A 21,601-nucleotide genomic window follows, 5' to 3' on the forward strand; every position below is an offset into this window, starting at 1 on the left:
CAGTTGAGTAGGGCTATAAAAGCTGATGAAATCAGCGTAGTAGAGCCCACTCAACCACTGCGTCTTGCTCAACAATCCAAAAATAATTGAGAGGCTAGGACTTTTGTCCCAGCCTCTATGAATATTCATTGCCGGATGAAAGGGGCAAATAAAGAGTGATTTTCGTATAGCTATTGGCCTTAGAATCAATCTCCATATGATAGGCTTCACCAAATTGAAGATGCAATCGTTGGTCCACATTTTTCAAACCAACACCTCCTAAACGAAGAAGGGTTTGGGCTGTTGATTCTGATAAATCAAACCCTCGTCCATTGTCAAAAATCGATACGCAGGCGTAGTCTCCACTGACTTCAGTTGTCACTCGAATGAGACCTGGCCGATCGATCTCTTTAATGCCGTGGTAAATCGCATTTTCCACTAATGGTTGAAGCACTAATTTAGGAAGCTGATAGTCACCCAACCGTTCATCTTCTAGAATTTCATAATTGAGCTTTTCACCATAACGTTGCTTCTGAATGAAAAGATATTGGCGGACATGGTCAATTTCATCTCTCAGTAGGATTTGCTCCTGGCCTTGGTTGAGAGCCAGTCGAAAATATTGAGCCAGAGACTTGGTGATGTCGACCACGCGCCGACTATCATTAAACTCTGCCATCCAGACAATCGTATCCAAGGTATTGTAGAGGAAATGCGGATTTATCTGAGCAGAAAGTGCCCGCAGCTCGTACCGCCGTGCGTTCTGTTCCTCTTCCTTGACCTGTTGCATGAGGTTATCGATTTGGTCCAACATGGCATTAAAAGCTTGAGCGAGGTCCACCAATTCTGGAGATCCTTTGGCTGCAGCTCTCACGTGAGCATCTCCTGCTCCAATTCTCAAAATGATAGTCTGAAGGTCTCGTAAGGGTTTGATCCACAAACGCAGAACAAATCCAATACCTATTAAACACATGATCAAAGCTAGTAATCCTAGACCAATGAAAGAGTACAGGAGCTGCGACTGAAGCATCTGAAGTCCTTCAAGTGAAGCCACTCCAATCAAGGTCCAATCGCTATCTGGAATCGGAACCTGATAGATAAAATTCTGCCCTCCTTTAGCATAGCCATCTTTCACAGCAATATAGGGCTGCATGGCCTGCATTTCTTGGCTGGAGAAATAGACCGCCTTTTTAGGATGGTAGACAAACTCATGCTTTTGATTAATGATAAAACTAAAGCCTTGTTTCCCTAGTTGAAGGTGATCCAAGTAAGCCTGAAGGCTATCGTAGCCAATATCCAAGCGTACTACTCCGAGATTTTGGCCAGTCTGATCGACCACTTCTTGGGTAATAGAAACCACCCATTTTTCTTTTTCCGAGGTCAAGGATTCCTTTCGAGCAGGCGTTAAGACAGGCATGGCTCTTTCCTTAATCGCCTCTTGATACCAACTTTCATTCATCATATCTGAAGAAGTCTGCATGCTGATTTTGGTATCTGTCGCTACCAGACGTCCGTCCTTAGTCACCAGGACTGCTGAGACCAGGTCCGGATCCGTTTCAATCATCGTTCGCATCAAGTGCTGAACCGTTTCTTGATCCGCACTCCTATCTTGGGCAAATTGGCGAACAGCCTGTTCCTTACTAAGCACTGTTGTGGTCTGCTTTAATTTTTTTAGATAAGACGTAATAAACTGACTACTTTGGTCGATACTATTTCTTGTCGTCCGCTCCGTTAGCTGGCGGATCGCCCCTGAACTCGTTTGATAATAGAGGCTACCGATAAGACCAAACAGCAAGAGAATGAAGAGAAAAAAGTAGAGGACCAGCTGGATCAGCAAAGGATATCGTTTCATTCATGCTCTCCTTTTTTGTACTGCCTTGGCGTCACCCCAACAACCTGCTTAAAGCGTTGAGAAAAATAGTTCATATCTTCAAAACCAACCTGATCGGCGATCTCATAAATCTTTAAATCTGTCGTGAGAAGCAAGAGCCGAGCCTTCTTCATTCGCTCCTGGATAAGGTATTCTTGAAAGGGAAGTCCCAATTTTTTCTTGATCAATACACTTAGATAAGAGGGACTGAAACCAAGTTGATAGGCCAAATCCTTCAGGGTTAACTGGGAATCTGCTAAACGAGCATGAATGGCTTCTTCCAAGTCTGTCGAATAACCATGACTGACCAAATCTTCGACTTGCGCCTTTTTTCGCTCTTGATCGAGTTTTCCTTTCACCTTTGCTAACATCTCTTCAATATCATCTTTTGAAAAAGGCTTCAGCAAATAATCATCTGCACCTAACTTGATGGCTTTCCTTGCAAACTCAAAGTCATCATAACCTGTCAAAAAAATGATATGACAAGACGGAGACTGCTCTTTGACGAGATGGGCCAGATCCAAGCCATTCATTTGTGGCATATTGATATCGGTTAGAAGGATATCAGCTGGTTGATCTTGAAACTTCTCCCAGGCCTTACGGCCATTTTCTGCCTGGTTGATGACGGTCATTCCAAACTGTTCATAATCCACTAAGGAAGTCAATCCCTGCCGGATAAGCTCTTCATCTTCCACAATCATGATCGCATACATGTCTTTCACCTACTTGTTTTTGCTATGCTTATTATAGCAAATTGTGGATCCAAATGTCTCAGACATAGTCTAATAAATAACCGTAGCCCTTTTCCACCATCTCTGCTTTAGGGATAAATTTGATTGACAAGCTATTGATGCAGTAACGAAGGCCACCTTTTTCCTTGGGACCATCGGTAAAAACATGGCCCAGATGAGAATTTCCCACACGGCTCCGAACTTCTGTCCGAGTCATATTGAAACTCTTATCCTCCTTATAGATGGCCACATCAGGACTAATAGGCCGACTGAAACTTGGCCAACCACAACCAGAATCAAATTTATCCTTAGAGGAAAAGAGCGGCTCACCGGTCACGACATCTACATAAATACCGGCATCAAACTGATCCCAGTAACGATTGGAGAAGGCCCGTTCGGTATCATTTTTTTGTGTCACCGCATACTCTTCAGGAGATAACTTCTTTTTGATCTCCTCATCGCTTGGCTTGGAGTAGCGACTAGCATCAATAACAGGATAAGAAGCCTGATTGACATCGATATGGCAGTACCCATTCGGATGTTTCTTTAGATAATCCTGGTGGTAGTCCTCAGCCTTGATGAAATTAGTCAGTGGCTCTTTTTCCACCGCTAACGGTTTGTCGTATTTTTTTGCTACCTCTTCAAAGACTTGGTTAATAGTTGGAAGGTCTTCTTGGGAGACATAATAGACACCTGTTCGGTATTGTGTTCCTTGATCATTTCCTTGTCGATTCTTCGACGTTGGGTCGATAATCCGGAAATAATGCAGGAGCAATTCTTTCAGAGATACCTTCTTGACATTGTAGGTGATGTGAACTGTTTCAGCATGGCCTGTTTGAGGGACCAATTCATACTTGGTCGTTTCTCCCTTTCCATTAGCGTAGCCTGATACAGCATCGATCACACCTGGAACACGGGAGAAATATTCCTCTACGCCCCAGAAGCAACCACCAGCCAAATAAATTTCACGCTGATCCTTTGGATCAACCGTTTCATTTGTTTCCTTTTTGGCTACTGGAGTCTGACTCATCGATGCTTTTTTAATCATCTCAGTGCTTGTTTCTGATTGATCCATTCCGTTTGATCCCTTACTAAAGAAAAAGAAACCAATGAATAGTAAGCCAACGAGAAGGATAGCAAACACTTTCCATTTTGTTTCCATTGTCTATCTCCTTACTGCATGTTCTCTAGGGTCTTGAGGATATCCTCTTTATTCATATAGCCAATATGACTCTTTGCTAAAGTCCCATCACTATTGATAAAGAGCGCCGATGGATATGAACGAATCCCATACTCTTTTAGCAGTTCCCCTTTACTATCTAGCAAGACCGGGAAATCCTTGTAATCCAAAGACTGGTACCAGTTTTTGAAATCTGCTTCCGATTTTTCACCATTAAAGGTTGGAGCTACAACGGATAAGACCACATAATCCTTACCCTCCTCTGCCTTTGCTAAATCATTTGTGTCGCCTAATGTTGAAAGACAGATTGAGCACCAGGAAGCCCAAAATTTGAGGTAAACTTTCTTTCCCTTGTAATCGGATAAGCGGTAGGTCTTACCGTCTACTCCTTGCAGGTTAAACTCCTTCACTTTCTTGCCAGATGGTTGCCTAGCCCCAGCTTTGGCTGTTTGTTGGCTCATGTCCTTATTGGAAGTAGCCATTCCTTGACTCGAGCAAGCCCCCAAAAGTCCAGTACACAAGAATCCTGCAGCTACTAAAGCTAATTTCTTCATCATTATTACCTCTTTAAATAAGGAGAAAGTCATCCTCAGATGACCTCTCCCTTCTTTCATTAGTTGTCTGATTTCATATCAGATGATCCACTCTTTTCGTCTTTCATTTCTGAATCGCTGGATTTCATCTCATCCTTTTTCATATCGTCCTTCATTTCAGAACTGCTGTCAGACATCATAGATGAATCTTTCATGTCTTCTTTTTTCATTTTATCATCGGACATGGATGAATCCTTCATGTCATCCTTCTTCATATCGTCCTTCTTCATATCGTCCTTCTTCATATCGTCCTTCTTCATATCGTCCTTCTTCATCATACTACTATCGTCCGTTTTTTTCATGTCTGAATCTGATTTCTGTCCAGAACAAGCTGCTAAAGTGACGATGCTAAGTGTAGCAATAGAAAGTGCAAGAATTTTTTTCATGATTTTTCTCCTTTAATCATTCAAGATTAGTGAAACAGGGATGCGAGGCTATTAAGATTTCCTAGCATCAGCAAGATGCCCATCAAGATGATGAGGGCACCACCAATTTTTTTCAAGGTTCCCATATGGGGCTTGAGTTTAGCAAAATGTTGTAGAACCCAGCTAGAGGCCAGAGCCAAGACTAAGAAGGGGAGCGCCAAACCTAATGTATAGACCAGCATCAGGAGAGCGCCTTGCAATGCACCATCTCCTCCAGAAGCTGCAATGGCTAGAACAGAACTCAAAACTGGTCCGACACAAGGGGTCCAACCAAAACTGAAGGTGACCCCTATCAGAAAAGCATTGAAGAATTCATTGCGCTCCCGATTCTTTTTGAGTTGGATAGTCTTTTGCTTTTGGAGTTGTCTCAGATTGATCACTTCCATTTGGTGAATCCCTAGTAAGATCACAATCCCTCCTAGCAGATAGCGAAACCATGGAGCATACAATACCTGACCAAGAGCCCCTGCACCGTATCCTAGAATTAGGAAAACAGTTGATAGACCTGCGATAAAACAAAGAGTCTTCACCAAGCCATACCAAGAAATATCTCTTCCAAAAATTCGAACAGTTTTCACACGTTCAGAATCCAATAGAATCCCTACATAGACTGGCATCAGTGGCAAAATACATGGGGAGAAAAAGGATAGAACTCCCGCTAAGAATACTGAAATGGAAAACAAACTGGTTTGAATCATTTCACTACCTCCCTTTCTTTCTGATACCAGTATAAAGAAAAAATCCCCCTAAAAATAGAGAGATTGATAAGCAAAAACTTGAATTTGATTAGAAGGTGAATCTTCCTATCTGCCAACTCTACCTCGTACTTTCAAGTACGAGACTGATCTAACAAGATATTTCTACTTCTTCTTCAAATAATCAATGGCGTCTTGAAGGGTTTTGACGGGGACAATTTTCATCTTCGAATGAATTTGTTTCGCTGCTTCTTTAGCGGTTTCATAATTTGATTTGGCCTTGGGATTGGCTTTCTTTTCTTCTTTGGAAACAGGGTTATTAGGGGCAAAGAAAATTTCTGCTCCTTCTTTATCTGCTGCAACGACTTTCTTGTCAATTCCACCGATATCGCCAACCGTTCCATCTTGGTTAATGGTTCCTGTCCCTGCAATATGACGTCCCTGACGAAGATCTGGATCAGCCACTTGGGTGTAGATGGCTAGGCTAAACATCATACCAGCACTTGGTCCACCAATCCCTTGGGTCGCAAACTGGACAGGAACATCGCCTTTGGCTTCAGTCCGGTCGATCAGGCTAATCCCAATTCCGTTTTTCCCGTTGGACAATTTGATGATCTTTCCGTCTGCGGTCTTGGTTTGTCCATCCTCAATATAGGTCACTGAAACAGGGTCGCCAATTTTTTGAGAACCGACATAATCAATCAATTCTTTGGAACTCTTAAAGGTCTTGCCATTCACACCGGTGACGGTATCCGCAATGTTCAAGATTCCCTTAAAGGTCGAGTCATCTGCCACTTGCATGACATAAACACCTAGAAAGTCCATCTGGGTTTCTTTCCCAGCTGTCTTTAACCCTTGGTAGATGGCCATATTTTGCGAGGTTTCCATATAGAATTGGTTAATCCGCGTAAATTCTTGGCTCGAACTACCACCTGTCATATCTTTGGCAGAGTAGATATCTGTAAAAGGGGTCGCCCAAGCATAGATCAAATCAGCCGGGGTCGCTTCTTTCACTGCCACGGTTACAAAGTCATAAGATCCTGACTTGGTATCCATTTTTCCATCTACTGTCATGACGGATCGAATGTCTTCTGCCGTTCCTGGCATCTCAATATAATAGGGAAGGCGAATCACAAAAGCAGCTAGCAAGAGGAGCAAGAAGAGGACGCCTGCAATCGGCCATCGGTATTCTTTTAATCGTCCTTTTTTCTTTTTTGTAGGCAAGCTTGGTTTATTTGCTTGTGTCATCTTTGATTTCCTCCATTACACTCTTTGGTACATAAGGTGAGATATCCTGCTGAAAAGCCAGCAACTCTCGAATACGGGTTGAACTAATGGCCTGGTAAGGAGGCTGAGCATAGAGATAAACCGTCTCCAATTCAGGCGCCAACTGGTGATTAAAATAATCCATATTGGCTTCGTATACCAGATCCTGTGCATTGCGCAAGCCCCGGATCAAGGTGATAACCCCAAGATTTCGCGCCACTGTCACAGCCAACTCTTGAGTCGACGTCACAATTTCAACATTTTCCAAATGAGCCAAGGCCCCTTTCACCATGCGCACACGCTGCTCAATGGAAAAGAGTCCGACTTTTTCCGAATTATAAAAAATTCCGACATAGACACGGTCAAACAAGCGACTAGCTCGCTCGATCAATTGCACATGCCCAATGGTAATCGGATCAAACGATCCTGTAAACAATCCACTTCTATCTGACATATACTGTTACCTTACTAATTCCATAGATTTTTTCTTTCCAGATTCCCACTTGTCCGATTTCCTCAGGAAGTTCTACGTGTTTATCGGTTTCGCACACAATCATGATCTCCTCTGACAAGAGTTGACGCTCGCACAAGGTTTCGATATCGCGAACAATCTCTTCCTTAGCATAAGGAGGATCCAAGAAAACTAAGTCAAAGGTGCCCGTTAAAAGCCCTAAGGCCTGCTTAGCCTCCATTTTTAGCAGTTGAAACCGTTCCTTTTCCTTCGTCATGGCAATATTGGCTGCTACAATCTCCTGTGCTCTACGATCTCTTTCTACTAGAACGGCCTCTGACATGCCTCGAGAGACGGCCTCGATAGAGAGCCCACCGCTTCCTGCATAGAGGTCCAGCACCCTTCCACCGTCAAAGTAAGGACCAATCATATTGAACATGGCCCCTCTGACCTTATCAGAAGTCGGCCTGGTTGTTTTTCCTTCAAGTGTTTTGAGGGGACGTCCCCCATAGGTTCCAGATACTATTTTCATAGGGACCATTATACCAAAAAAAATCAGAAAATTGCGATTTGATATGGTCAAGCGACAACTAAAAGAGCCGAGCACTCTGCTCGACTCCTTCTTTCCTTATAGGATATTTTCATATTCATCACGGACAGATTGAGGCCAGACACTGGTTTGGACTTCACCGATATGTTTCTTACGAAGCAAGAACATAGCCAAACGAGATTGCCCAATCCCTCCACCAATCGTGAGTGGGAAGAGACCATTTAACAAAGCCTTGTGCCACTCTAATTGGAGACGATCCTCGTCCCCTGTGATCGCAACTTGACGGCGAAGCGTATCTTCATCGACACGGATCCCCATTGAAGACAGCTCAAAGGCTGAACCTAGAACGTCATTCCAGACGAGGATATCACCATTCAAGCCCTTGTAGCCATTTTCAGACTCTGTTGTCCAGTCATCGTAGTCAGGTGCACGTCCATCGTGTGGTTTGCCATCTGCAAGCTCTCCACCAATCCCGATCAAGAAAACGGCTCCGAATTCTTTGGCAATGGCATTTTCACGCTCTTTTGGAGTTAAATCTGGATAGCGTTCCACCAATTCTTCTGTGTGAACGAAGGTAATTTGTTTTGGAAGAACTGACTCAATATCATAGCGCGCTTCTACTGCTAGTTCTGTTAAACGAATCGCCTTGTAGATTTTTTCAACCGTTTCTTTGAGGTAGGCGATATTGCGTTGACCATTTGGGATGACTTTTTCCCAGTCCCATTGGTCTACATAAACAGAGTGGATAGCGTCTAGCGAATCTTCATCTGGACGAAGAGCCTTCATATGGACAAAGAGACCTTCTCCTTCGCCAAAACCAAAACGTGCCAAAGTATGGCGTTTCCATTTTGCGAGTGAATGCACGACTTCATAAGTCTCATCAGGAATTTGAAGGACCTTGACAGATACCGGATGTTCAATCCCAGAAAGGTTATCCTGCATCCCGTCTCCGACCTTGCTCAAAATTGGTCCTTGGACTTCAATGATGTCCAATTTATCTTTTAAATATTGTGTAAACGTCGTTTTAACAAACGAAATTTCTTTTTGTTGATGTATAAAACTTTTTTTCATATAATTCCTCGTTGTTAGAAGTTGTAAAACTGATTATACTCCTTTTTCATTCAAAATCCAAGCCTTTTCATTCGTTTTCAACTGAATTTTTCTCTTGCAAAAAGGATTCATTTTTGATAAACTATATGTAACTTTTAAAACGTTACATAGGAGAAGCGACATGTTTGATGCAAAAAAACTAAAAGAAAGACGCCTGGAAAAAGGCTTGACCCAAGCAGATGTCTACGAGGATCTCAAGATTTCTCGTAAGACTTACTCCAGTTGGGAGAATGGCTTGGCGGAGCCACACGAAAAAAATCTCAGGAGGTTGGCCAAGCGCCTCTCCGTTAAAGAGGACTACTTTATTAACAAAGACTCCGCACTCTACACCTACCCTTTATTAACCCCACCTCATCAAAAGAAAGTCGACCAGTTGGCCAGCCAGTTATTCGAACAGCAGCAAAAAGTTGTTTCCTTGACAGCTTATAAGGTTCTTTCGGTTGAGCTTGCAGCTGGTTTGGGACACACCTTTTATGACAACGAAACGGACTATGAAACTGTCTATTTTGACCAAGAGATCCAGCACGATTTCGCTTCTTGGGTATCAGGTGATTCGATGGAACCTCTCTATCCCAACGGCTCTGTTGCCCTCATGAAGCAGACTGGCTTTGACTATGATGGGGCTGTCTACGCCCTCATCTGGAATGGAAAAACCTACATCAAGAAAGTCTATCGGGAAGCGGAAGGATTGCGCTTAGAATCCATCAACCCTGACTATGATGATTTATTTGCTCCCTATGAAGACGAGCCCAAAATCGTCGGCATTGTGGTCGGGCATTTTCTTCCACTCGAGGTTTAAATATGCTATTTGATTATTCACGTGAGCCTCATTCTGATATTGCTTTTGTGGATATGAAAAGTTTTTATGCCAGTTGTGAATGTGTCCGTCTGGGGCTCAATCCCTTGACGACTTCCCTTTGCGTCATGAGTCGGAGCGACAATTCTGCTGGCCTAATTTTGGCGAGCTCTCCCGTTTTCAAACAAGTCTTTGGCAAGAAAAATGTCAGCCGTAGCTACGACCTACCTTTTGACCTCAAAACCAGGAAATTTAATAGCTACGCCGCCAAAAAACAAGGATTGCCTACAGATCCAGCCTTTATTGCATCCATTGAATCCTGGGCCAAGAGGACCCTGATTGTACCTCCTCGGATGAATGCCTATATTCAGGTCAATATGGAGATTCAAAAAGTCTTTCAGGAATTTGCGGCACCAGATGATATTTTTCCTTACTCGATTGACGAAGGCTTTATCGATCTGACTTCTTCCTTAAATTATTTTATTCCAGATCCCTCCCTCTCTCGAAAGGAAAAACTGGATCTCCTTTCTGCCAGAATCCAAAAAAGGATCTGGCAGGAAACTGGCATCTACTCTACCATCGGCCTCAGCAACGCCAATCCCCTTCTTGCCAAGCTGGCCTTGGACAATGAAGCCAAGCATTGCCGAAATATGCGCTCCAATTGGTCTTATGAAGATGTAGAAAGTAAGGTCTGGAAACTGCCCCAGCTCACTGATTTTTGGGGCATTGGACGTCGCACTGAAAAACGATTGCAAAAGATCGGGATCACGTCGATTGCTGAACTGGCCCAGGCTCACCCAGATCTCTTAAAGAAAGAATTCGGAGTCATGGGTCTGCAACTTTGGTTCCATGCTCATGGTATTGATGAAAGCAATGTCCACAAGCCTTATCGTCCGAAATCACGAGGCATTGGCAACTCTCAAATCTTGCCCTATGACTACCATCTACAAGCCGACATTGAACTGGTGTTTCGGGAGATGGCTGAACAGGTGGCTATTCGCTTGCGACGGAAAAAAAAGAAGACCCAACTGGTCTCCATTCATGCCTCCTACTCCAAAATCGAGGGACTTCCGTCCATTCACTGCCAGCAAAAGATTGAGCCCACCCAATCCACCAAGGTTTTATCCGATACGGTTCTGCGACTCTTTCGCTCCAAGTACGAAGGAGGAGCCATTCGGCAGATTGGTGTTTTTTATGGAGAACTTGTAGAGGAGTCTCTTCAACTCTTTTCTCTCTTTGATGACCCAGTAGCCTTGGAAAAAGAGGAGAAACTCCAGCAGACCATTGACCGCATTCGGGACCAATTTGGCTTTACCTCTCTTCAGAAAGGCTCCTCATTACTAGAAAACTCACGCGCCATTGCACGCAGTAAACTAACAGGCGGACATTCCGCAGGAGGCTTAGATGGATTAACATGATCGACCGTTCTTATCTCCCTTATCAATCCGCCCGAGAATTTCAAGATCGTGGCATGGCCAAATGGGCTGGCTTCTTTTTATCCGAACACACAACTGCCCTGCATACAAAAGAAATTGACCGCAGTCAGCTCACAATTCTTCCACTTGCTGAACAGATCCGGCTCCTGGAGCAGGCCTTTCAACAACAAACGACGATCTCGATCACGACTTTAGAGGGGAATCAATTTGCAACCTACACAGGTTTGATTCACACCTTATCTGCTTCTGAGCTTCTTCTCAAAAGCGATGGCCACTACTACCGTCTCCTCGTAGACTCTATCATTTTTATTGAATCTGAGGAAACAGCCTATGAAACCTATTCAGACTAAACACGAATTACAATTTGATTATTTTTCGGAGAATTACCACCAATTTGAGATGGACTTTTACAAGTGGGCCGCTACTTCTACGCCACTCGTCTTTTTAGAAGACGATATTCTCCACTCTATGGCAGCAGGTCAGCGAAACTACTTTCGTCTTCACCATACTAAAAGTCGAGATCATCGAGACCATTATTTCTATTTTAAGGTTTCCACACTCTCCCAATCACCCCTGACCCGTATTTACGCTTATACAGGACATCACTTACAAAAGATAGATCCTCATCAGACAGAGAAAAAGGATAGCTTGATCTAAGAAGCTATCCTTTTTCTTGATTTATGGGATTCACTACAGTTCTTACGAGTGATTAGAATCCATCTACGTTTGTGTAGATTTTTTGTACGTCTTCGTCATCTTCAAGAACGCTGTAAAGTTTTTCAAATGTTTCCAAATCTTCACCTGACAACTCAACTTCTGATTGAGGAATCATTTCCAATTCTGTTACTTGGAATTCTTCGACACCTGATTCACGCAAAGCAACGATCGCTTTGTGAAGATCAGTTGGTGCAGTGTAGACTGTGATCGTTCCTTCTTCAGCTTCGACATCATCTACATCCACATCTGCTTCAAGCAAAAGCTCAAAGATGGCATCGGCATCATCACCAGCAAAGACGATAACACCTTTGTTGTCAAAGAGGTAAGATACAGAACCGGAAGCTCCCATGTTCCCACCGTTTTTACCAAAAGCAGCACGGACATTGGCAGCTGTACGGTTAACGTTTGACGTCAAGGTATCAACGATCAACATCGAACCATTTGGTCCAAATCCTTCGTAACGTCCTTCTGTAAAGGTTTCGTCAGTGTTTCCTTTTGCCTTATCGATCGCTTTATCAATCACGTGTTTTGGCACTTGCGCTTGTTTAGCACGGTCAATAACGAATCTCAAAGCAGTATTTAGTTCTGGATCTGGTTCACCCTTTTTAGCAGCTACATAGATCTCCACACCAAATTTGGCATATACTTTTGAGTTGGCACCATCTTTGGCAGTTTTCTTGGCAACAATATTGGCCCATTTACGTCCCATGAGGATTCTCCTTAAATTTTTTCAAATTATTTTCAATCTTTAACATTATATCACAAATCATCGAAGTTAGACTAGATTTTTCTATTTTTAGCAACGGGATTTTATAGGAATTTTCTTCGAATTGGAAACTTTAAAGAGCTATTCTAACTATCAAAAAGATCCTCTTTTAAAGACTTAATAATGATCTTTAAAAGAGAGGAAAGCGACACCTGACTCATCTATCATATAAATCAGGCGATTCTCTGCATCAATCCGCCTTGACCATGCTCCTTGAAAGTCATATTTCAAGGGCTCAGGCTTACCAATCCCTGCAAATGGATCCCTCTGGATCTCTTTGATAAGGGTATTGATTCGCTTTAGTGTTTTTTTGTCCTGACTTTGCCAGTAACAATAATCCTTCCAGGCATCTTCTGTAAACTTGAGTAACATCTGTTACCCCTCAATCTCATGGAGTTGAACCTGACCAGCTCGGACTTCTGCCATGCCACGCAGGACCTTATCTGACAACTCCTTGTTCTGAGCTAGTCTCAGGGTTTCTTGTAGGCTATCCCACTCGCTCTTAGAGATGACCACAATATCTTCGTCTGGATTCTTATTTACGACCGTCAAAGGCTCAAACTCATCATTCACCTTCTTCATATAATCCTTCAAATGATTGCGGAATGTTGAATAAACGACTGCTTCCATGACCATACCTCATTCTACCTCTTTTCTATTATTATACATGAAAAAGAAGAACTTGTCAGGAACTTGTACAAGTTTTTCCCTCTCTACCTAATTATTCGTAAAAAATTTTAAATTTGGTAAAAAAAAAAGATGAGTCTGGGACAAAAGTCTGTACTGACCCCAAAAAGTTAGACAATTAATTTATCCAAAGGATTTAGTTCTGTATTGCACAGGACTAAATCCTTTTAGTTTTACCTTAATGCGTTTGTTGTTGTAGTAATCAATATAGTCTACAATAGCTTGTCCCAATTGCTCAAGTGAGTGAAACGTCTTCTCATAACCATAAAACATCTCAGACTTAAGAATGCCAAAGAAGGACTCCATCATACCATTGTCTGGACTATTTCCCTTACGTGACATGGACGGTTGGATCCCTTTATCCTCTAAAAATTGATGATAATACTGATGTTGGTATTGCCAACCTTGGTCACTATGGAGAATTGTATTTTCGTAATGCTCCTCTGTGAAGGCCTGGTCTAACATAGCTTTCACTTGTTCTAAGTTTGGTGAAGTTGAGAGATTATAGGCGATAATTTCGCTATTAAAGCCATCTAAAACTGGTGATAAGTAGAGCTTTTGACTGCTCGCTGGAATGGCAAACTCTGTCACATCTGTGTAGCACTTTTCCATTGGTTTGGATGCTTCAAACTGGCGTTGAATAAGATTATCTGCTTTCTTGCCAACTTCTCCTTGGTATGAAGAATACTTGCGTTTACGACGAATACGAGCTGTTAAACCAAGAATTTTCATCAGACGTTGCACCCTTTTGTGATTGACCGCACGACTACGATTTCTTAATTCAAGAGTAACTCTACGATAGCCGTAATTTCCCTTATGTTCATCATAAATGGCTTGTATTTCCACTTTGATAGCTTGATCTTTATCTACTTGATTCAATTGCTTTAAGTGGTAATAATAGGTTGAACGAGCAAGTTTGATAATGTTTAGAAGGATATCTAAAGGAAACTCTGTTACCAATCCTTGAACAATTTCTGTTTTTCTTCTTGCTCCTTTTCGTCCCTCAATCGGAGTTCTCTCAACTTTTTTAGAATAGCATTCTCCGCTCTCAGGTACTCATTTTCTGCTTGAAGACGTTCTAACTCTGTCATCTCTTCAGGTTTTTTCTTTGGTTTACGTCCCATTTTAGGCGGTCTCCCTCTTGTTTTCTCAACAATAGTATACCCGTTTTTCTTATATTGTGCTATCCAATTAGGCAACATTCCAACACTTGGAAGAGCATAATCTAGAGACACCCTTATTTGTGAACGACCTTCAATCAGAACTTTATCAATGATTTCTCGTTTTAATTTAGGAGAATAATAACGATTCCTCCCCTTTTTAACAAACTCTATACCGTAACGATCAATCAATTTAATCATGTACTGAAGATTAGGAATTTTTATCCCAAATATATTTGAAAGCTCTTTGAAGCTTCTCCCTTGTTTTCTAAGTTCATAGACCTGAACTTTATCTTTATAAGTTAATTTCATAATAAAAACACCCCAAAAGTTAGATTTTTTCTGTCTAACTTTTGGGGTGCAGTTCAGTCCTAGCCTCTTAATTGTTTTTGGTTTGTCGAGCAAGACGCAGTGGTTGAGTGCGCTCTACTACGCTGATTTCATCAGCTTTTACAGCCCTACTCAACTGTGCGGAGGTGGGACGACGAAATCGAATTCTAACGAATTACCGATTTCTGTCCCACTCTCAAACACTGTTTCCGTGCATCATAAACTTCTTGCCTTATGTGACAAAAGCTCCTTTATTTTTGTGAGCAAAGAAGATCTCAGTGAGACATTTATTCTTCCACTCTCACGGGCACTCGACCCCAGATCTGATCTCGCAATTGGGGATGTCCTAACTGATACACCTGATCGGCTTGCTGGGTCAAACTGTCCCAAGGTTCCTTACCGATTCGGGTCACCAAGTCCACTTGACCTTTTAGTGATTTGAGGTGAGCTTGTCCCTTTGCGGAAAATCCTAAGACATGAATGGCATCGGGAAGAGCTTGATCCATCGCCCCTACCAAGATGTAGGTCAAGATGCGGCGCACACGCGCCTTGGTATAGCGCTTGGTTGCGACTTTCTCCACCAGGTCTTCCACAGAACTAGCACTTCGAACCGCATCCTTTATCCGATTGGCCAGTTCCTCATTGACCTGAAAAATCTGTGTCAAATCCGGACGGGTTAGGATTTGATAACGGAGCAGTTGGTCATAATTCTCCCAAGATACCTGTGGAGCCGACTGAAAGAGTTGGCTATTGGGCATGAATCTAGCAACAAAGTCCTGATCTTCCTTGTGTAGGCGTAGACTAGTCGCAGAAGCATAGGCCACCTCTTTTTCTTCTGAATGGTAGCCCGCACCCTGGCGCTGGACGGGCTTAAGCACAATCCCCTTCCCAGCACAAGCCTTGGCATAAGCCAGCCCTAGAATATGATTGGGAGTATCCCCTGTGAACTCCACTCCAGCAAAGGTTTCCCACATTTTTTGCGTTTTCTGTGGATAGGATAAATCGCCTGAAAGACTTCGCAGGAAAGCTTCCATTTCCGCTTCTTTCTCCGAATAAACAGTCGCAATCGCTTGGTAATCTAAGACCTCTTCTGTCCCAAAAGTCAATTGGTCGATTCCTAGACGGGACAAGATTTCTACCGCTCCCTTAGCAAAATGATCAGCCGACTGAACAGCCACGAGAAAGGGGAGCTCAACTACCAGGTCCGCTCCATTTTTCAAAGCCATCTGGGCCCGTGTCCACTTGTCTACAATGGCAGGCTCCCCACGTTGAACAAAATTCCCAGACATGGCCACAATTTTCAGCCCTTCTGCCTGTTTAAGCAGGTACTTGTGACCATTGTGAAAGGGATTAAATTCTGCAATAATACCTGTAACTGTCATGCTGGCCTACTTCTGTGCTACAAAAAACCATCGTTTGCTGGTCTTTGTCGGCTCCTTATCTTCAAAGTCTGCGTACAATTTGAAAGATTTAAAGCCAGCCTGCTCCAATAAGATGTCATAGGTTAAAACTTCATAAGTGCGTTCCTCATGAACTTCATCGTGCCGACTAAAGGAACCATCTTCTTCTTGCACAAAGAAGGTCAGCTCATGGACGATCGAGTGAGGGGTTGCATCCTCATAGGTATCCCAGAGCATGGCAAAGTCTTCCGCGTTTTCGTGGTAAGAATAGCCTGGGAAGACCTCATCTGTCTGATAGGTCGAATGGACATCAAAGATAAAGACTCCGTCCTCATTGAGGGCATTATACACTTCTTTAAAGACATCTCCTACTTCTACCTCGTCTTGCATATAACAGATAGAATCCGAGTAGCAGGTCACGAAATCATAAGTGCCTGCTTGCGAGAGATCCAACATATTCCCCTCGATAAAATCAATCTTCTGCTTGGCTGAAGCAGCTCTTTTTTCAGCAATTTTCAGCATGTCAGCACTCAGGTCTAATCCTGTCACATCAAACCCAGCTTGGGAAAAGCGAACAGATTGAATCCCTGTCCCACAAGCCAATTCCAGTAATTTTTTCCGATCCTTGCTTTTAGGGAGATGCCGGAGAGAAAAATCCGTCCACAAATCATACAGACTATCATCCATGACCGCATCGTAGACCGCCGCAAACGTTTCATAAGTCGCCATATTCATGATACCAAGTCCGCCCGTAATCCGATAGAAAATTAGGGGAGTGAGACAGAACGAGTTTTCAAAAAAATTCGTTCGTTGTCTCACCCCCGCAAGGCTGATTAGGTACTCTTCCGAGCTTAAAAAGCGAATGAAGAGTCCAATCAGCTACTGCGTCAAACAATAAATTTTAAAGTTAACAATTTGACATAGCCCTATCTATTTTCCGAGGATTACAGGACGGGTTCAAATCCTTTCTAAGATACAAAGAGCCTTAAAAGCAAAGAGAAAATTTTTCTCTTTCTCACAGCTTTTAGCTCGTGTTTAATTATCAAATTAACCAAACACGAGGCCCCATCCTTTCTTTCCATAGAATTTCAATTTAACCAACAAAACTCAGTTGCTACCAACTGAGTTTACCTGCTTATGCTAGGGCTGCTGAAAGATCGACAGCACTTGCTTCGTGCCATAGCTTTTCTAGGTTATAGTGGGCACGCATTTCTTCTGAGAAGACATGGACCACCACACTACCTAAGTCAAGAAGGACCCAACCTCCAGCTGAATCACCTTCGACGTGGCTAGCATTGCCACCAGCTTCAACGACTTTCTCACGAATATTCTCTGCGATAGCTTCCAACTGGCGGCTGTTCATAGAACTTGCGATGACAAAGTAGTCTGTCACGCTGGTCAAGCTTTGAACATCCAAAGCCACAATGTCTTCTGCACGCTTTTCATCGGCTGCTTTGACAACTAGTTCAAGTAGTTCTTTTTCTTTCATGTAATCCTCTTTCCTTAAAAAATTGATTTGTAATCTAAGACATCCGCAAAACGTTCTGCCCAAATATTTTCATAAAATTCATTAAGCGTTTCTGCCGGAATATCCTCTCCATCAAAGGTTGTGACAGCTCCTTCTGGAATAACCAACTTATAACCGTATTCAAACCCCACTTTGACGGATGTATCGACACAATATTCTGTCTGCATACCACACAGGACCAGTTGTTCAATCCCTTGTTGATCCAAGTATTCTTTTAATCCTGTCTCTTTAAATATGCTATTGTATCGCTTCTGAAACACCTTCTCATCTGCCTGCCTCTTCAACAGAGGAGATAATTGCCAATCTTCCGAAGTTAAAGCCTCTGGCGTTTCAATATGCTGAATGTAGATAATTTCAACCTGATGTTTTCTAGCCTGTTCTTGTAAATAAGCAATCTTCTCTAAGAGATTTTCTGTCTCAAAACCTGTTTCCACTAAGATATTTTGTACATCAATAATGATAAAAGCTGTCTTCACTCACTGCTCCTCTTTCAAATACTTCACAAAGGCGTTATAGGTTTCAAGGGTTTGGGGATAAATGGGCAATCCTTGGTGGGCCAGGTGTTCGACTGTGCGAGCCGTCTCATAGGCCACAGCACGATCCAAAGAAACTTGAGCGATATCACGTGCTTGCTCTACCCCAGGAAAGGCCCGGTTGTGTTCAATATAATCTGCCACATAGACAATCTTGTCTAAGGTCGACATCTGTCCACTCCCCACGGTGTGAATCTCAATACTGCGAAGAATGGCTGGATTTGTCAGCCCCAGATCTTCTTGGATCTTATAAATCCCGACCATCCCATGCCAGACATTGTTGCCCCAGTTTTTTAACGCTGGATCCAGCTCATAGCGATCGATCAAGTCCAGAAATTCCTGATCCGATATTTTCTTGGCGTAGTCATGTAAGAGACCAGCTAGGCCAGCCTGCTCTTCATCAGCCCCATATCGTTTGGCCAAGTCACGCGCAGCCTTCTCAACTCCTAAACAGTGAGTTAGCCGCTTTTCTGGCAGGATTTGACGCATTTTTTCAAGCAAGACCTCACGAGAAAAGCCTAGATAGTTTTCATAGGTCATTGATACAATCCTTCTTTCTTGATGTAGTCCAAGACTGGTTTTGGCAACATAAAATTCGGCGTCCGGCCTTTGGCAACAAAATCACGCACCATACTAGAAGAGATGTCCATGAGAGGAACATCCACCCAGATCACCGGATAAGAAGTCCCTGCCTTATAGCGTGGTCGCTGGACTCCGACAAATTGCACAATCTCCACCAATTCATCGATGCGGTGCCATTTTGGTAAATAATCTACCATATCTGCACCAATAATGAAGTAATAATCTGTGTCTGGATCCCGTTCATTGAGCAAGAGCATAGTGTCGTAGGTATAAGAAATCCCTTTCCGCTCGAGTTCAATCGTCTCGATCTCCAGACCTTCAATGCCTTCAATGGCTAATTCCAGCATCTTAAGGCGATGGTGCTCTGCAATCGTCCCCTTGGCATCGACATGCGGTGGCTCATACTCAGGCATCAAGAGCACCTTATCTAATCCTAATTGTTGGCGCACTTGATCCGCAACGACCAAATGGGCATTGTGGACCGGATTGAAATTTCCACCCAAAATACCAACTTGTTTGCGTTTCTTGTCTTTGATCTCTGGCTCTAACTCTACCTTGGTAAAGGGAGTCAATAGTTCAATTGCCATAGGTTTGCTCTCCTCGATGTCCTAAATTTCTTTTACCTTCGCTGAAATTTTACGATTTTCTTTTTTGCTCGATTGTTTAAACAAGATGAGAATCCGACCAATCTTTTGGACCGTTTCCACACCGATTTCTTCTTCCAAGATTTCTGCTACTTCATGGATATTCTCATCCGTATTTTGAAGAAGAGTTACCTTGATCAGTTCGCGCGCATCTAGCGCTTGGCGCACACTGGTTTTAATTTGGTCATTGAGCCCATTTTTCCCGATTTGGATAATGGGTTTGAGGCTGTGGGCTTGGCTGTTGAGGAAAGCCCGTTGTTTAGATGTTAATGTCATATTTTTACTTCCTTTTTTGATCGTTATTTTAAGTGGTGGGGACGGCCGGAACTAATTTTTCAAAGATCTCATCTTTGAAAAATGGATTTCCTCACCTCAAAATGGAGCATTGGTCTCCATTTTGCCCTTGCCAATCGATCGATTGGCAACTACACCACGGCAATAACGATCTCTTTATGAGCTCACTTTGTTCGCTCTTCAGATATATTTTTTTCTGTTTTTTAAATAATAGCTTTGCGGGTAACGACGGCGACGCCTTCTGGTGCCCAGACGGCTACTTTGGCTTCTCCATTGACGCGGATCCAGCCCAATCCTGAGATGACCAGGTCTGTCTTATCCTTGATGGTAAACTCATGAGAAACCAAGGGTGGGAATTCTTCTTTTTCCTTGCTGTTAGGAGGAGTTAGTAAGCCACCGACATGCTTGTCATAAAAGGCGGTCGCGCCCTCTAGCTTGGTTCGGTGAAGCTTGAGTTCGTTATCAAAGAAGGCAGTGAAACCTTGCTTTTCTCCCTTGATAAAGTCAAAACGTCCCAGACCACCCAAGAAAAGGGTTTGATCTGGATTGAGCTGATAAGTCTTGGGCTTGATTTCCTTTTTAGGGCTGACATACTTGAGGTTTTTCGCCGTCAAGTAATGAGCCATCTGGTGGCGATGGATAATCCCTGGTGTATCGTAGATGTAGGATCCATCGTCCAGTGGAATTTCGATCTTGTCCAGTGTCGTTCCTGGGAAGCGAGAGGTCGTGATGATATCCTTATCCCCAGTGATTTCTTGGATGATCGCATTGATGAGGGTTGATTTTCCAACGTTGGTCACACCCACCACATAGACGTCACGGCCTTTGCGGTACTGCTCGATCTTTTCCATCAAGTCCTTGATCGCGCTCTTGTTTTGAGCAGAGGTGAGGACCACATCGACAGGACGCATGCCTTCTTCGTGGGCCCGCTCCATCAACCAATGGGTCACCTTGCTATCCTTGACAGACTTAGGCAAGATGTCTTTTTTGTTCCCGACCAAGAGGACATCATTTCCTGCTACAAAGCGTGGTAGGCCAGGGATAACGGAGCCATTAAAGTCAAAAATATCCACTACATTGACCACGAGTGCATCACTATCTCCTACCTCGTGAAGGAGCTTTAGAAAATCATCATCTGTCAGATGCACATCTGTGATTTCATTGTAGTGACGCAGACGGAAACAGCGTTGGCAATAGACTTCGCCTGTTTCCAAGCCCTTTTCAAGAGCTGATTGGGGAGTATAGCCTAGCCCCTCTTTGTTTTCTGTCTGAATGGGGGCTCCACAGCCAATACAGAATAATTCTTCCATTCTTAAATTCCTTTTTTGTATACAATCGGACCATATTTTTCGGCCATTTTCTTCATAACACGGCGTTCACGCGCCCGGTTGATCTGCGTCTTGATCGAGTCATGCTCGACCAAAGGCTTGACCAAAATCGAACGAATGCCTGCACGATGGGCAGCTCGGATATCCGTCATCAGTTGATCCCCGACCATGACCACTTCATTTTTCTCATAGTGGAAACGTTTGAGGGCACGATCAATCCCAAAGGTAAAGGGCTTGAGCGACCAGGCTTCATAGTCAATATCAAATTTCTCAACAGCGCGCTTAACCCGTTTGGGACTATTATTAGACACCACGATAACCCGAATCCCTCCATCACGAAGGTCATGCAACCACTGGCGCATTTCGGGAGTCCCATCCGGGTTATTCCAAGCAATCAAGGTATTATCCAAATCCACAAGGACCGCCTTGATACCCTGTTTTTTCAAGTCTGCAACGGTGAGATCATAAGCTGCTTCCACCGCAAAATCTGGTTTGTAATTTTCGATTGACACGTTTTTCTCCATTTTTTATACTCCTTTCATTGTAGCATAAA

Annotated in this window: 27 protein-coding genes; 4 read left to right on the forward strand and 23 right to left on the reverse strand. The window is 43.2% G+C overall.

The window, feature by feature from the left end; all coding sequences use genetic code 11:
• Positions 1-115: 115 nt before the first annotated feature.
• From LIZ08_RS02055 to asnA, 10 genes are all read right to left on the reverse strand, one after another.
• The gene (locus LIZ08_RS02055; RefSeq protein WP_227038164.1) at positions 116-1,828 is read right to left on the reverse strand and encodes a sensor histidine kinase; all 1,713 of its coding nucleotides are present in this window, start codon (positions 1,826-1,828) and stop codon (positions 116-118) included.
• Positions 1,825-2,559 (reverse strand): response regulator transcription factor, encoded by a 735-nt coding sequence (locus LIZ08_RS02060; protein WP_227038165.1) that lies wholly within the window; start codon positions 2,557-2,559, stop codon positions 1,825-1,827. The genes LIZ08_RS02055 and LIZ08_RS02060 overlap by 4 nt, the downstream gene beginning before the upstream one ends.
• A gap of 58 nt (positions 2,560-2,617) precedes the next feature.
• Complete coding sequence (msrB, locus tag LIZ08_RS02065) at positions 2,618-3,739, reverse strand: peptide-methionine (R)-S-oxide reductase MsrB (protein ID WP_227038166.1); 1,122 nt, start codon at positions 3,737-3,739, stop codon at positions 2,618-2,620.
• A gap of 11 nt (positions 3,740-3,750) precedes the next feature.
• Complete coding sequence (locus tag LIZ08_RS02070) at positions 3,751-4,311, reverse strand: redoxin domain-containing protein (protein WP_155125909.1); 561 nt, start codon at positions 4,309-4,311, stop codon at positions 3,751-3,753.
• Positions 4,312-4,370: 59 nt separating this feature from the next.
• Positions 4,371-4,736: a hypothetical protein gene (locus LIZ08_RS02075; protein WP_227038167.1), complete on the reverse strand. Its 366-nt coding sequence runs from the start codon at positions 4,734-4,736 to the stop codon at positions 4,371-4,373.
• A 26-nt stretch (positions 4,737-4,762) separates the two neighbouring features.
• Positions 4,763-5,473 carry a thiol-disulfide oxidoreductase-associated membrane protein CcdA2 gene (gene ccdA2, locus LIZ08_RS02080; RefSeq protein WP_049483939.1) on the reverse strand — a complete coding sequence of 237 codons (711 nt, stop codon included), beginning with the start codon at positions 5,471-5,473 and terminating at the stop codon, positions 4,763-4,765.
• A gap of 162 nt (positions 5,474-5,635) precedes the next feature.
• A complete protein-coding gene (locus LIZ08_RS02085; RefSeq protein ID WP_045763983.1) occupies positions 5,636-6,718 on the reverse strand; it encodes a SepM family pheromone-processing serine protease in 1,083 nt (360 codons plus the stop codon).
• Positions 6,702-7,190, reverse strand: a complete 489-nt coding sequence (gene coaD / locus LIZ08_RS02090) for a pantetheine-phosphate adenylyltransferase (RefSeq protein ID WP_227038168.1) — start codon at positions 7,188-7,190, stop codon at positions 6,702-6,704. Before coaD ends, LIZ08_RS02085 begins: the two co-directional genes overlap by 17 nt.
• A complete protein-coding gene (gene rsmD / locus LIZ08_RS02095; protein WP_031575882.1) occupies positions 7,180-7,719 on the reverse strand; it encodes a 16S rRNA (guanine(966)-N(2))-methyltransferase RsmD in 540 nt (179 codons plus the stop codon). The genes coaD and rsmD overlap by 11 nt, the downstream gene beginning before the upstream one ends.
• Positions 7,720-7,815: 96 nt before the next feature.
• The gene (gene asnA / locus LIZ08_RS02100) at positions 7,816-8,808 is read right to left on the reverse strand and encodes an aspartate--ammonia ligase (protein ID WP_003005888.1); all 993 of its coding nucleotides are present in this window, start codon (positions 8,806-8,808) and stop codon (positions 7,816-7,818) included.
• A gap of 160 nt (positions 8,809-8,968) precedes the next feature.
• On the opposite strand from asnA, the gene LIZ08_RS02105 reads away from it, so the two are divergent.
• From LIZ08_RS02105 to LIZ08_RS02120, 4 genes are read left to right on the forward strand one after another with little or no spacing between them, the layout of a single operon-like run.
• Positions 8,969-9,646, forward strand: coding sequence for a helix-turn-helix domain-containing protein (locus tag LIZ08_RS02105; protein ID WP_037607780.1), 678 nt, complete (start codon positions 8,969-8,971; stop codon positions 9,644-9,646).
• 2 nt (positions 9,647-9,648) lie between these two features.
• On the forward strand, positions 9,649-11,061 hold the full coding sequence (locus tag LIZ08_RS02110) for a Y-family DNA polymerase (protein ID WP_118095823.1): 1,413 nt from the start codon (positions 9,649-9,651) through the stop codon (positions 11,059-11,061).
• On the forward strand, positions 11,058-11,429 hold the full coding sequence (locus LIZ08_RS02115) for a hypothetical protein (protein WP_070465372.1): 372 nt from the start codon (positions 11,058-11,060) through the stop codon (positions 11,427-11,429). The genes LIZ08_RS02110 and LIZ08_RS02115 overlap by 4 nt, the downstream gene beginning before the upstream one ends.
• A complete protein-coding gene (locus LIZ08_RS02120) occupies positions 11,410-11,736 on the forward strand; it encodes a DUF5960 family protein (protein WP_003005875.1) in 327 nt (108 codons plus the stop codon). The genes LIZ08_RS02115 and LIZ08_RS02120 overlap by 20 nt, the downstream gene beginning before the upstream one ends.
• Positions 11,737-11,788: 52 nt before the next feature.
• On the opposite strand, the gene LIZ08_RS02125 is transcribed toward LIZ08_RS02120, so the two are convergent.
• The 13 genes from LIZ08_RS02125 to LIZ08_RS02185 all read right to left on the reverse strand — a co-directional run bounded on the left by LIZ08_RS02125 (position 11,789) and on the right by LIZ08_RS02185 (position 21,560).
• The gene (locus LIZ08_RS02125; RefSeq protein WP_003005873.1) at positions 11,789-12,505 is read right to left on the reverse strand and encodes a YebC/PmpR family DNA-binding transcriptional regulator; all 717 of its coding nucleotides are present in this window, start codon (positions 12,503-12,505) and stop codon (positions 11,789-11,791) included.
• A gap of 174 nt (positions 12,506-12,679) precedes the next feature.
• Complete coding sequence (locus LIZ08_RS02130) at positions 12,680-12,934, reverse strand: Txe/YoeB family addiction module toxin (protein ID WP_049486093.1); 255 nt, start codon at positions 12,932-12,934, stop codon at positions 12,680-12,682.
• A 3-nt stretch (positions 12,935-12,937) separates the two neighbouring features.
• The gene (locus LIZ08_RS02135) at positions 12,938-13,192 is read right to left on the reverse strand and encodes a type II toxin-antitoxin system Phd/YefM family antitoxin (RefSeq protein WP_003014291.1); all 255 of its coding nucleotides are present in this window, start codon (positions 13,190-13,192) and stop codon (positions 12,938-12,940) included.
• Positions 13,193-13,372: 180 nt separating this feature from the next.
• Positions 13,373-14,721 (reverse strand): IS3 family transposase gene (locus LIZ08_RS02140; RefSeq protein WP_227038169.1). Its coding sequence is split into 2 segments (ribosomal slippage): positions 13,373-14,289 and positions 14,289-14,721, totalling 1,350 coding nucleotides; the frame shifts between segments, so codons are not numbered across the junction.
• 305 nt (positions 14,722-15,026) lie between these two features.
• Positions 15,027-16,121, reverse strand: coding sequence for a nucleotidyltransferase (locus LIZ08_RS02145; protein WP_227038170.1), 1,095 nt, complete (start codon positions 16,119-16,121; stop codon positions 15,027-15,029).
• A gap of 6 nt (positions 16,122-16,127) precedes the next feature.
• The gene (locus LIZ08_RS02150) at positions 16,128-16,868 is read right to left on the reverse strand and encodes a class I SAM-dependent methyltransferase (RefSeq protein WP_319637113.1); all 741 of its coding nucleotides are present in this window, start codon (positions 16,866-16,868) and stop codon (positions 16,128-16,130) included.
• A gap of 406 nt (positions 16,869-17,274) precedes the next feature.
• A complete protein-coding gene (rsfS, locus tag LIZ08_RS02155) occupies positions 17,275-17,628 on the reverse strand; it encodes a ribosome silencing factor (RefSeq protein ID WP_003005865.1) in 354 nt (117 codons plus the stop codon).
• A 14-nt stretch (positions 17,629-17,642) separates the two neighbouring features.
• On the reverse strand, positions 17,643-18,143 hold the full coding sequence (locus LIZ08_RS02160; RefSeq protein WP_003011704.1) for a cysteine hydrolase family protein: 501 nt from the start codon (positions 18,141-18,143) through the stop codon (positions 17,643-17,645).
• The gene (gene yqeK / locus LIZ08_RS02165) at positions 18,144-18,740 is read right to left on the reverse strand and encodes a bis(5'-nucleosyl)-tetraphosphatase (symmetrical) YqeK (protein WP_227038172.1); all 597 of its coding nucleotides are present in this window, start codon (positions 18,738-18,740) and stop codon (positions 18,144-18,146) included.
• Entirely contained in the window at positions 18,737-19,369 is a 633-nt protein-coding gene (locus tag LIZ08_RS02170; RefSeq protein ID WP_003012335.1) for a nicotinate-nucleotide adenylyltransferase, read from the reverse strand. Before LIZ08_RS02170 ends, yqeK begins: the two co-directional genes overlap by 4 nt.
• Positions 19,370-19,390: 21 nt before the next feature.
• Positions 19,391-19,702 carry a ribosome assembly RNA-binding protein YhbY gene (gene yhbY / locus LIZ08_RS02175; protein WP_003005853.1) on the reverse strand — a complete coding sequence of 104 codons (312 nt, stop codon included), beginning with the start codon at positions 19,700-19,702 and terminating at the stop codon, positions 19,391-19,393.
• A gap of 221 nt (positions 19,703-19,923) precedes the next feature.
• Positions 19,924-21,030 (reverse strand): ribosome biogenesis GTPase YqeH, encoded by a 1,107-nt coding sequence (gene yqeH, locus LIZ08_RS02180; RefSeq protein ID WP_195623307.1) that lies wholly within the window; start codon positions 21,028-21,030, stop codon positions 19,924-19,926.
• Positions 21,031-21,032: 2 nt separating this feature from the next.
• A complete protein-coding gene (locus LIZ08_RS02185; RefSeq protein WP_319637114.1) occupies positions 21,033-21,560 on the reverse strand; it encodes a YqeG family HAD IIIA-type phosphatase in 528 nt (175 codons plus the stop codon).
• Positions 21,561-21,601 lie beyond the last annotated feature (41 nt).

The sequence above is a fragment of the Streptococcus sp. 210928-DFI.4.42 genome, assembly GCF_020554365.1.
Lineage (GTDB): Bacteria > Bacillota > Bacilli > Lactobacillales > Streptococcaceae > Streptococcus > Streptococcus parasanguinis_S.

Excerpts from the sequence above, each read along its gene's own strand:
- LIZ08_RS02055 (WP_227038164.1), bottom strand. The coding sequence starts at position 1,828 with ATGAAACGATATCCTTTGCTGATCCAGCTGGTCCTCTACTTTTTTCTC.
- LIZ08_RS02060 (WP_227038165.1), bottom strand. The coding sequence starts at position 2,559 with ATGTATGCGATCATGATTGTGGAAGATGAAGAGCTTATCCGGCAGGGA.
- msrB (WP_227038166.1), bottom strand. The coding sequence starts at position 3,739 with ATGGAAACAAAATGGAAAGTGTTTGCTATCCTTCTCGTTGGCTTACTA.
- LIZ08_RS02070 (WP_155125909.1), bottom strand. The coding sequence starts at position 4,311 with ATGAAGAAATTAGCTTTAGTAGCTGCAGGATTCTTGTGTACTGGACTT.
- LIZ08_RS02075 (WP_227038167.1), bottom strand. The coding sequence starts at position 4,736 with ATGAAAAAAATTCTTGCACTTTCTATTGCTACACTTAGCATCGTCACT.
- ccdA2 (WP_049483939.1), bottom strand. The coding sequence starts at position 5,473 with ATGATTCAAACCAGTTTGTTTTCCATTTCAGTATTCTTAGCGGGAGTT.
- LIZ08_RS02085 (WP_045763983.1), bottom strand. The coding sequence starts at position 6,718 with ATGACACAAGCAAATAAACCAAGCTTGCCTACAAAAAAGAAAAAAGGA.
- coaD (WP_227038168.1), bottom strand. The coding sequence starts at position 7,190 with ATGTCAGATAGAAGTGGATTGTTTACAGGATCGTTTGATCCGATTACC.
- rsmD (WP_031575882.1), bottom strand. The coding sequence starts at position 7,719 with ATGAAAATAGTATCTGGAACCTATGGGGGACGTCCCCTCAAAACACTT.
- asnA (WP_003005888.1), bottom strand. The coding sequence starts at position 8,808 with ATGAAAAAAAGTTTTATACATCAACAAAAAGAAATTTCGTTTGTTAAA.
- LIZ08_RS02105 (WP_037607780.1), top strand. The coding sequence starts at position 8,969 with ATGTTTGATGCAAAAAAACTAAAAGAAAGACGCCTGGAAAAAGGCTTG.
- LIZ08_RS02110 (WP_118095823.1), top strand. The coding sequence starts at position 9,649 with ATGCTATTTGATTATTCACGTGAGCCTCATTCTGATATTGCTTTTGTG.
- LIZ08_RS02115 (WP_070465372.1), top strand. The coding sequence starts at position 11,058 with ATGATCGACCGTTCTTATCTCCCTTATCAATCCGCCCGAGAATTTCAA.
- LIZ08_RS02120 (WP_003005875.1), top strand. The coding sequence starts at position 11,410 with ATGAAACCTATTCAGACTAAACACGAATTACAATTTGATTATTTTTCG.
- LIZ08_RS02125 (WP_003005873.1), bottom strand. The coding sequence starts at position 12,505 with ATGGGACGTAAATGGGCCAATATTGTTGCCAAGAAAACTGCCAAAGAT.
- LIZ08_RS02130 (WP_049486093.1), bottom strand. The coding sequence starts at position 12,934 with ATGTTACTCAAGTTTACAGAAGATGCCTGGAAGGATTATTGTTACTGG.
- LIZ08_RS02135 (WP_003014291.1), bottom strand. The coding sequence starts at position 13,192 with ATGGAAGCAGTCGTTTATTCAACATTCCGCAATCATTTGAAGGATTAT.
- LIZ08_RS02145 (WP_227038170.1), bottom strand. The coding sequence starts at position 16,121 with ATGACAGTTACAGGTATTATTGCAGAATTTAATCCCTTTCACAATGGT.
- LIZ08_RS02150 (WP_319637113.1), bottom strand. The coding sequence starts at position 16,868 with ATGGCGACTTATGAAACGTTTGCGGCGGTCTACGATGCGGTCATGGAT.
- rsfS (WP_003005865.1), bottom strand. The coding sequence starts at position 17,628 with ATGAAAGAAAAAGAACTACTTGAACTAGTTGTCAAAGCAGCCGATGAA.
- yqeK (WP_227038172.1), bottom strand. The coding sequence starts at position 18,740 with ATGACCTATGAAAACTATCTAGGCTTTTCTCGTGAGGTCTTGCTTGAA.
- LIZ08_RS02170 (WP_003012335.1), bottom strand. The coding sequence starts at position 19,369 with ATGGCAATTGAACTATTGACTCCCTTTACCAAGGTAGAGTTAGAGCCA.
- yhbY (WP_003005853.1), bottom strand. The coding sequence starts at position 19,702 with ATGACATTAACATCTAAACAACGGGCTTTCCTCAACAGCCAAGCCCAC.
- yqeH (WP_195623307.1), bottom strand. The coding sequence starts at position 21,030 with ATGGAAGAATTATTCTGTATTGGCTGTGGAGCCCCCATTCAGACAGAA.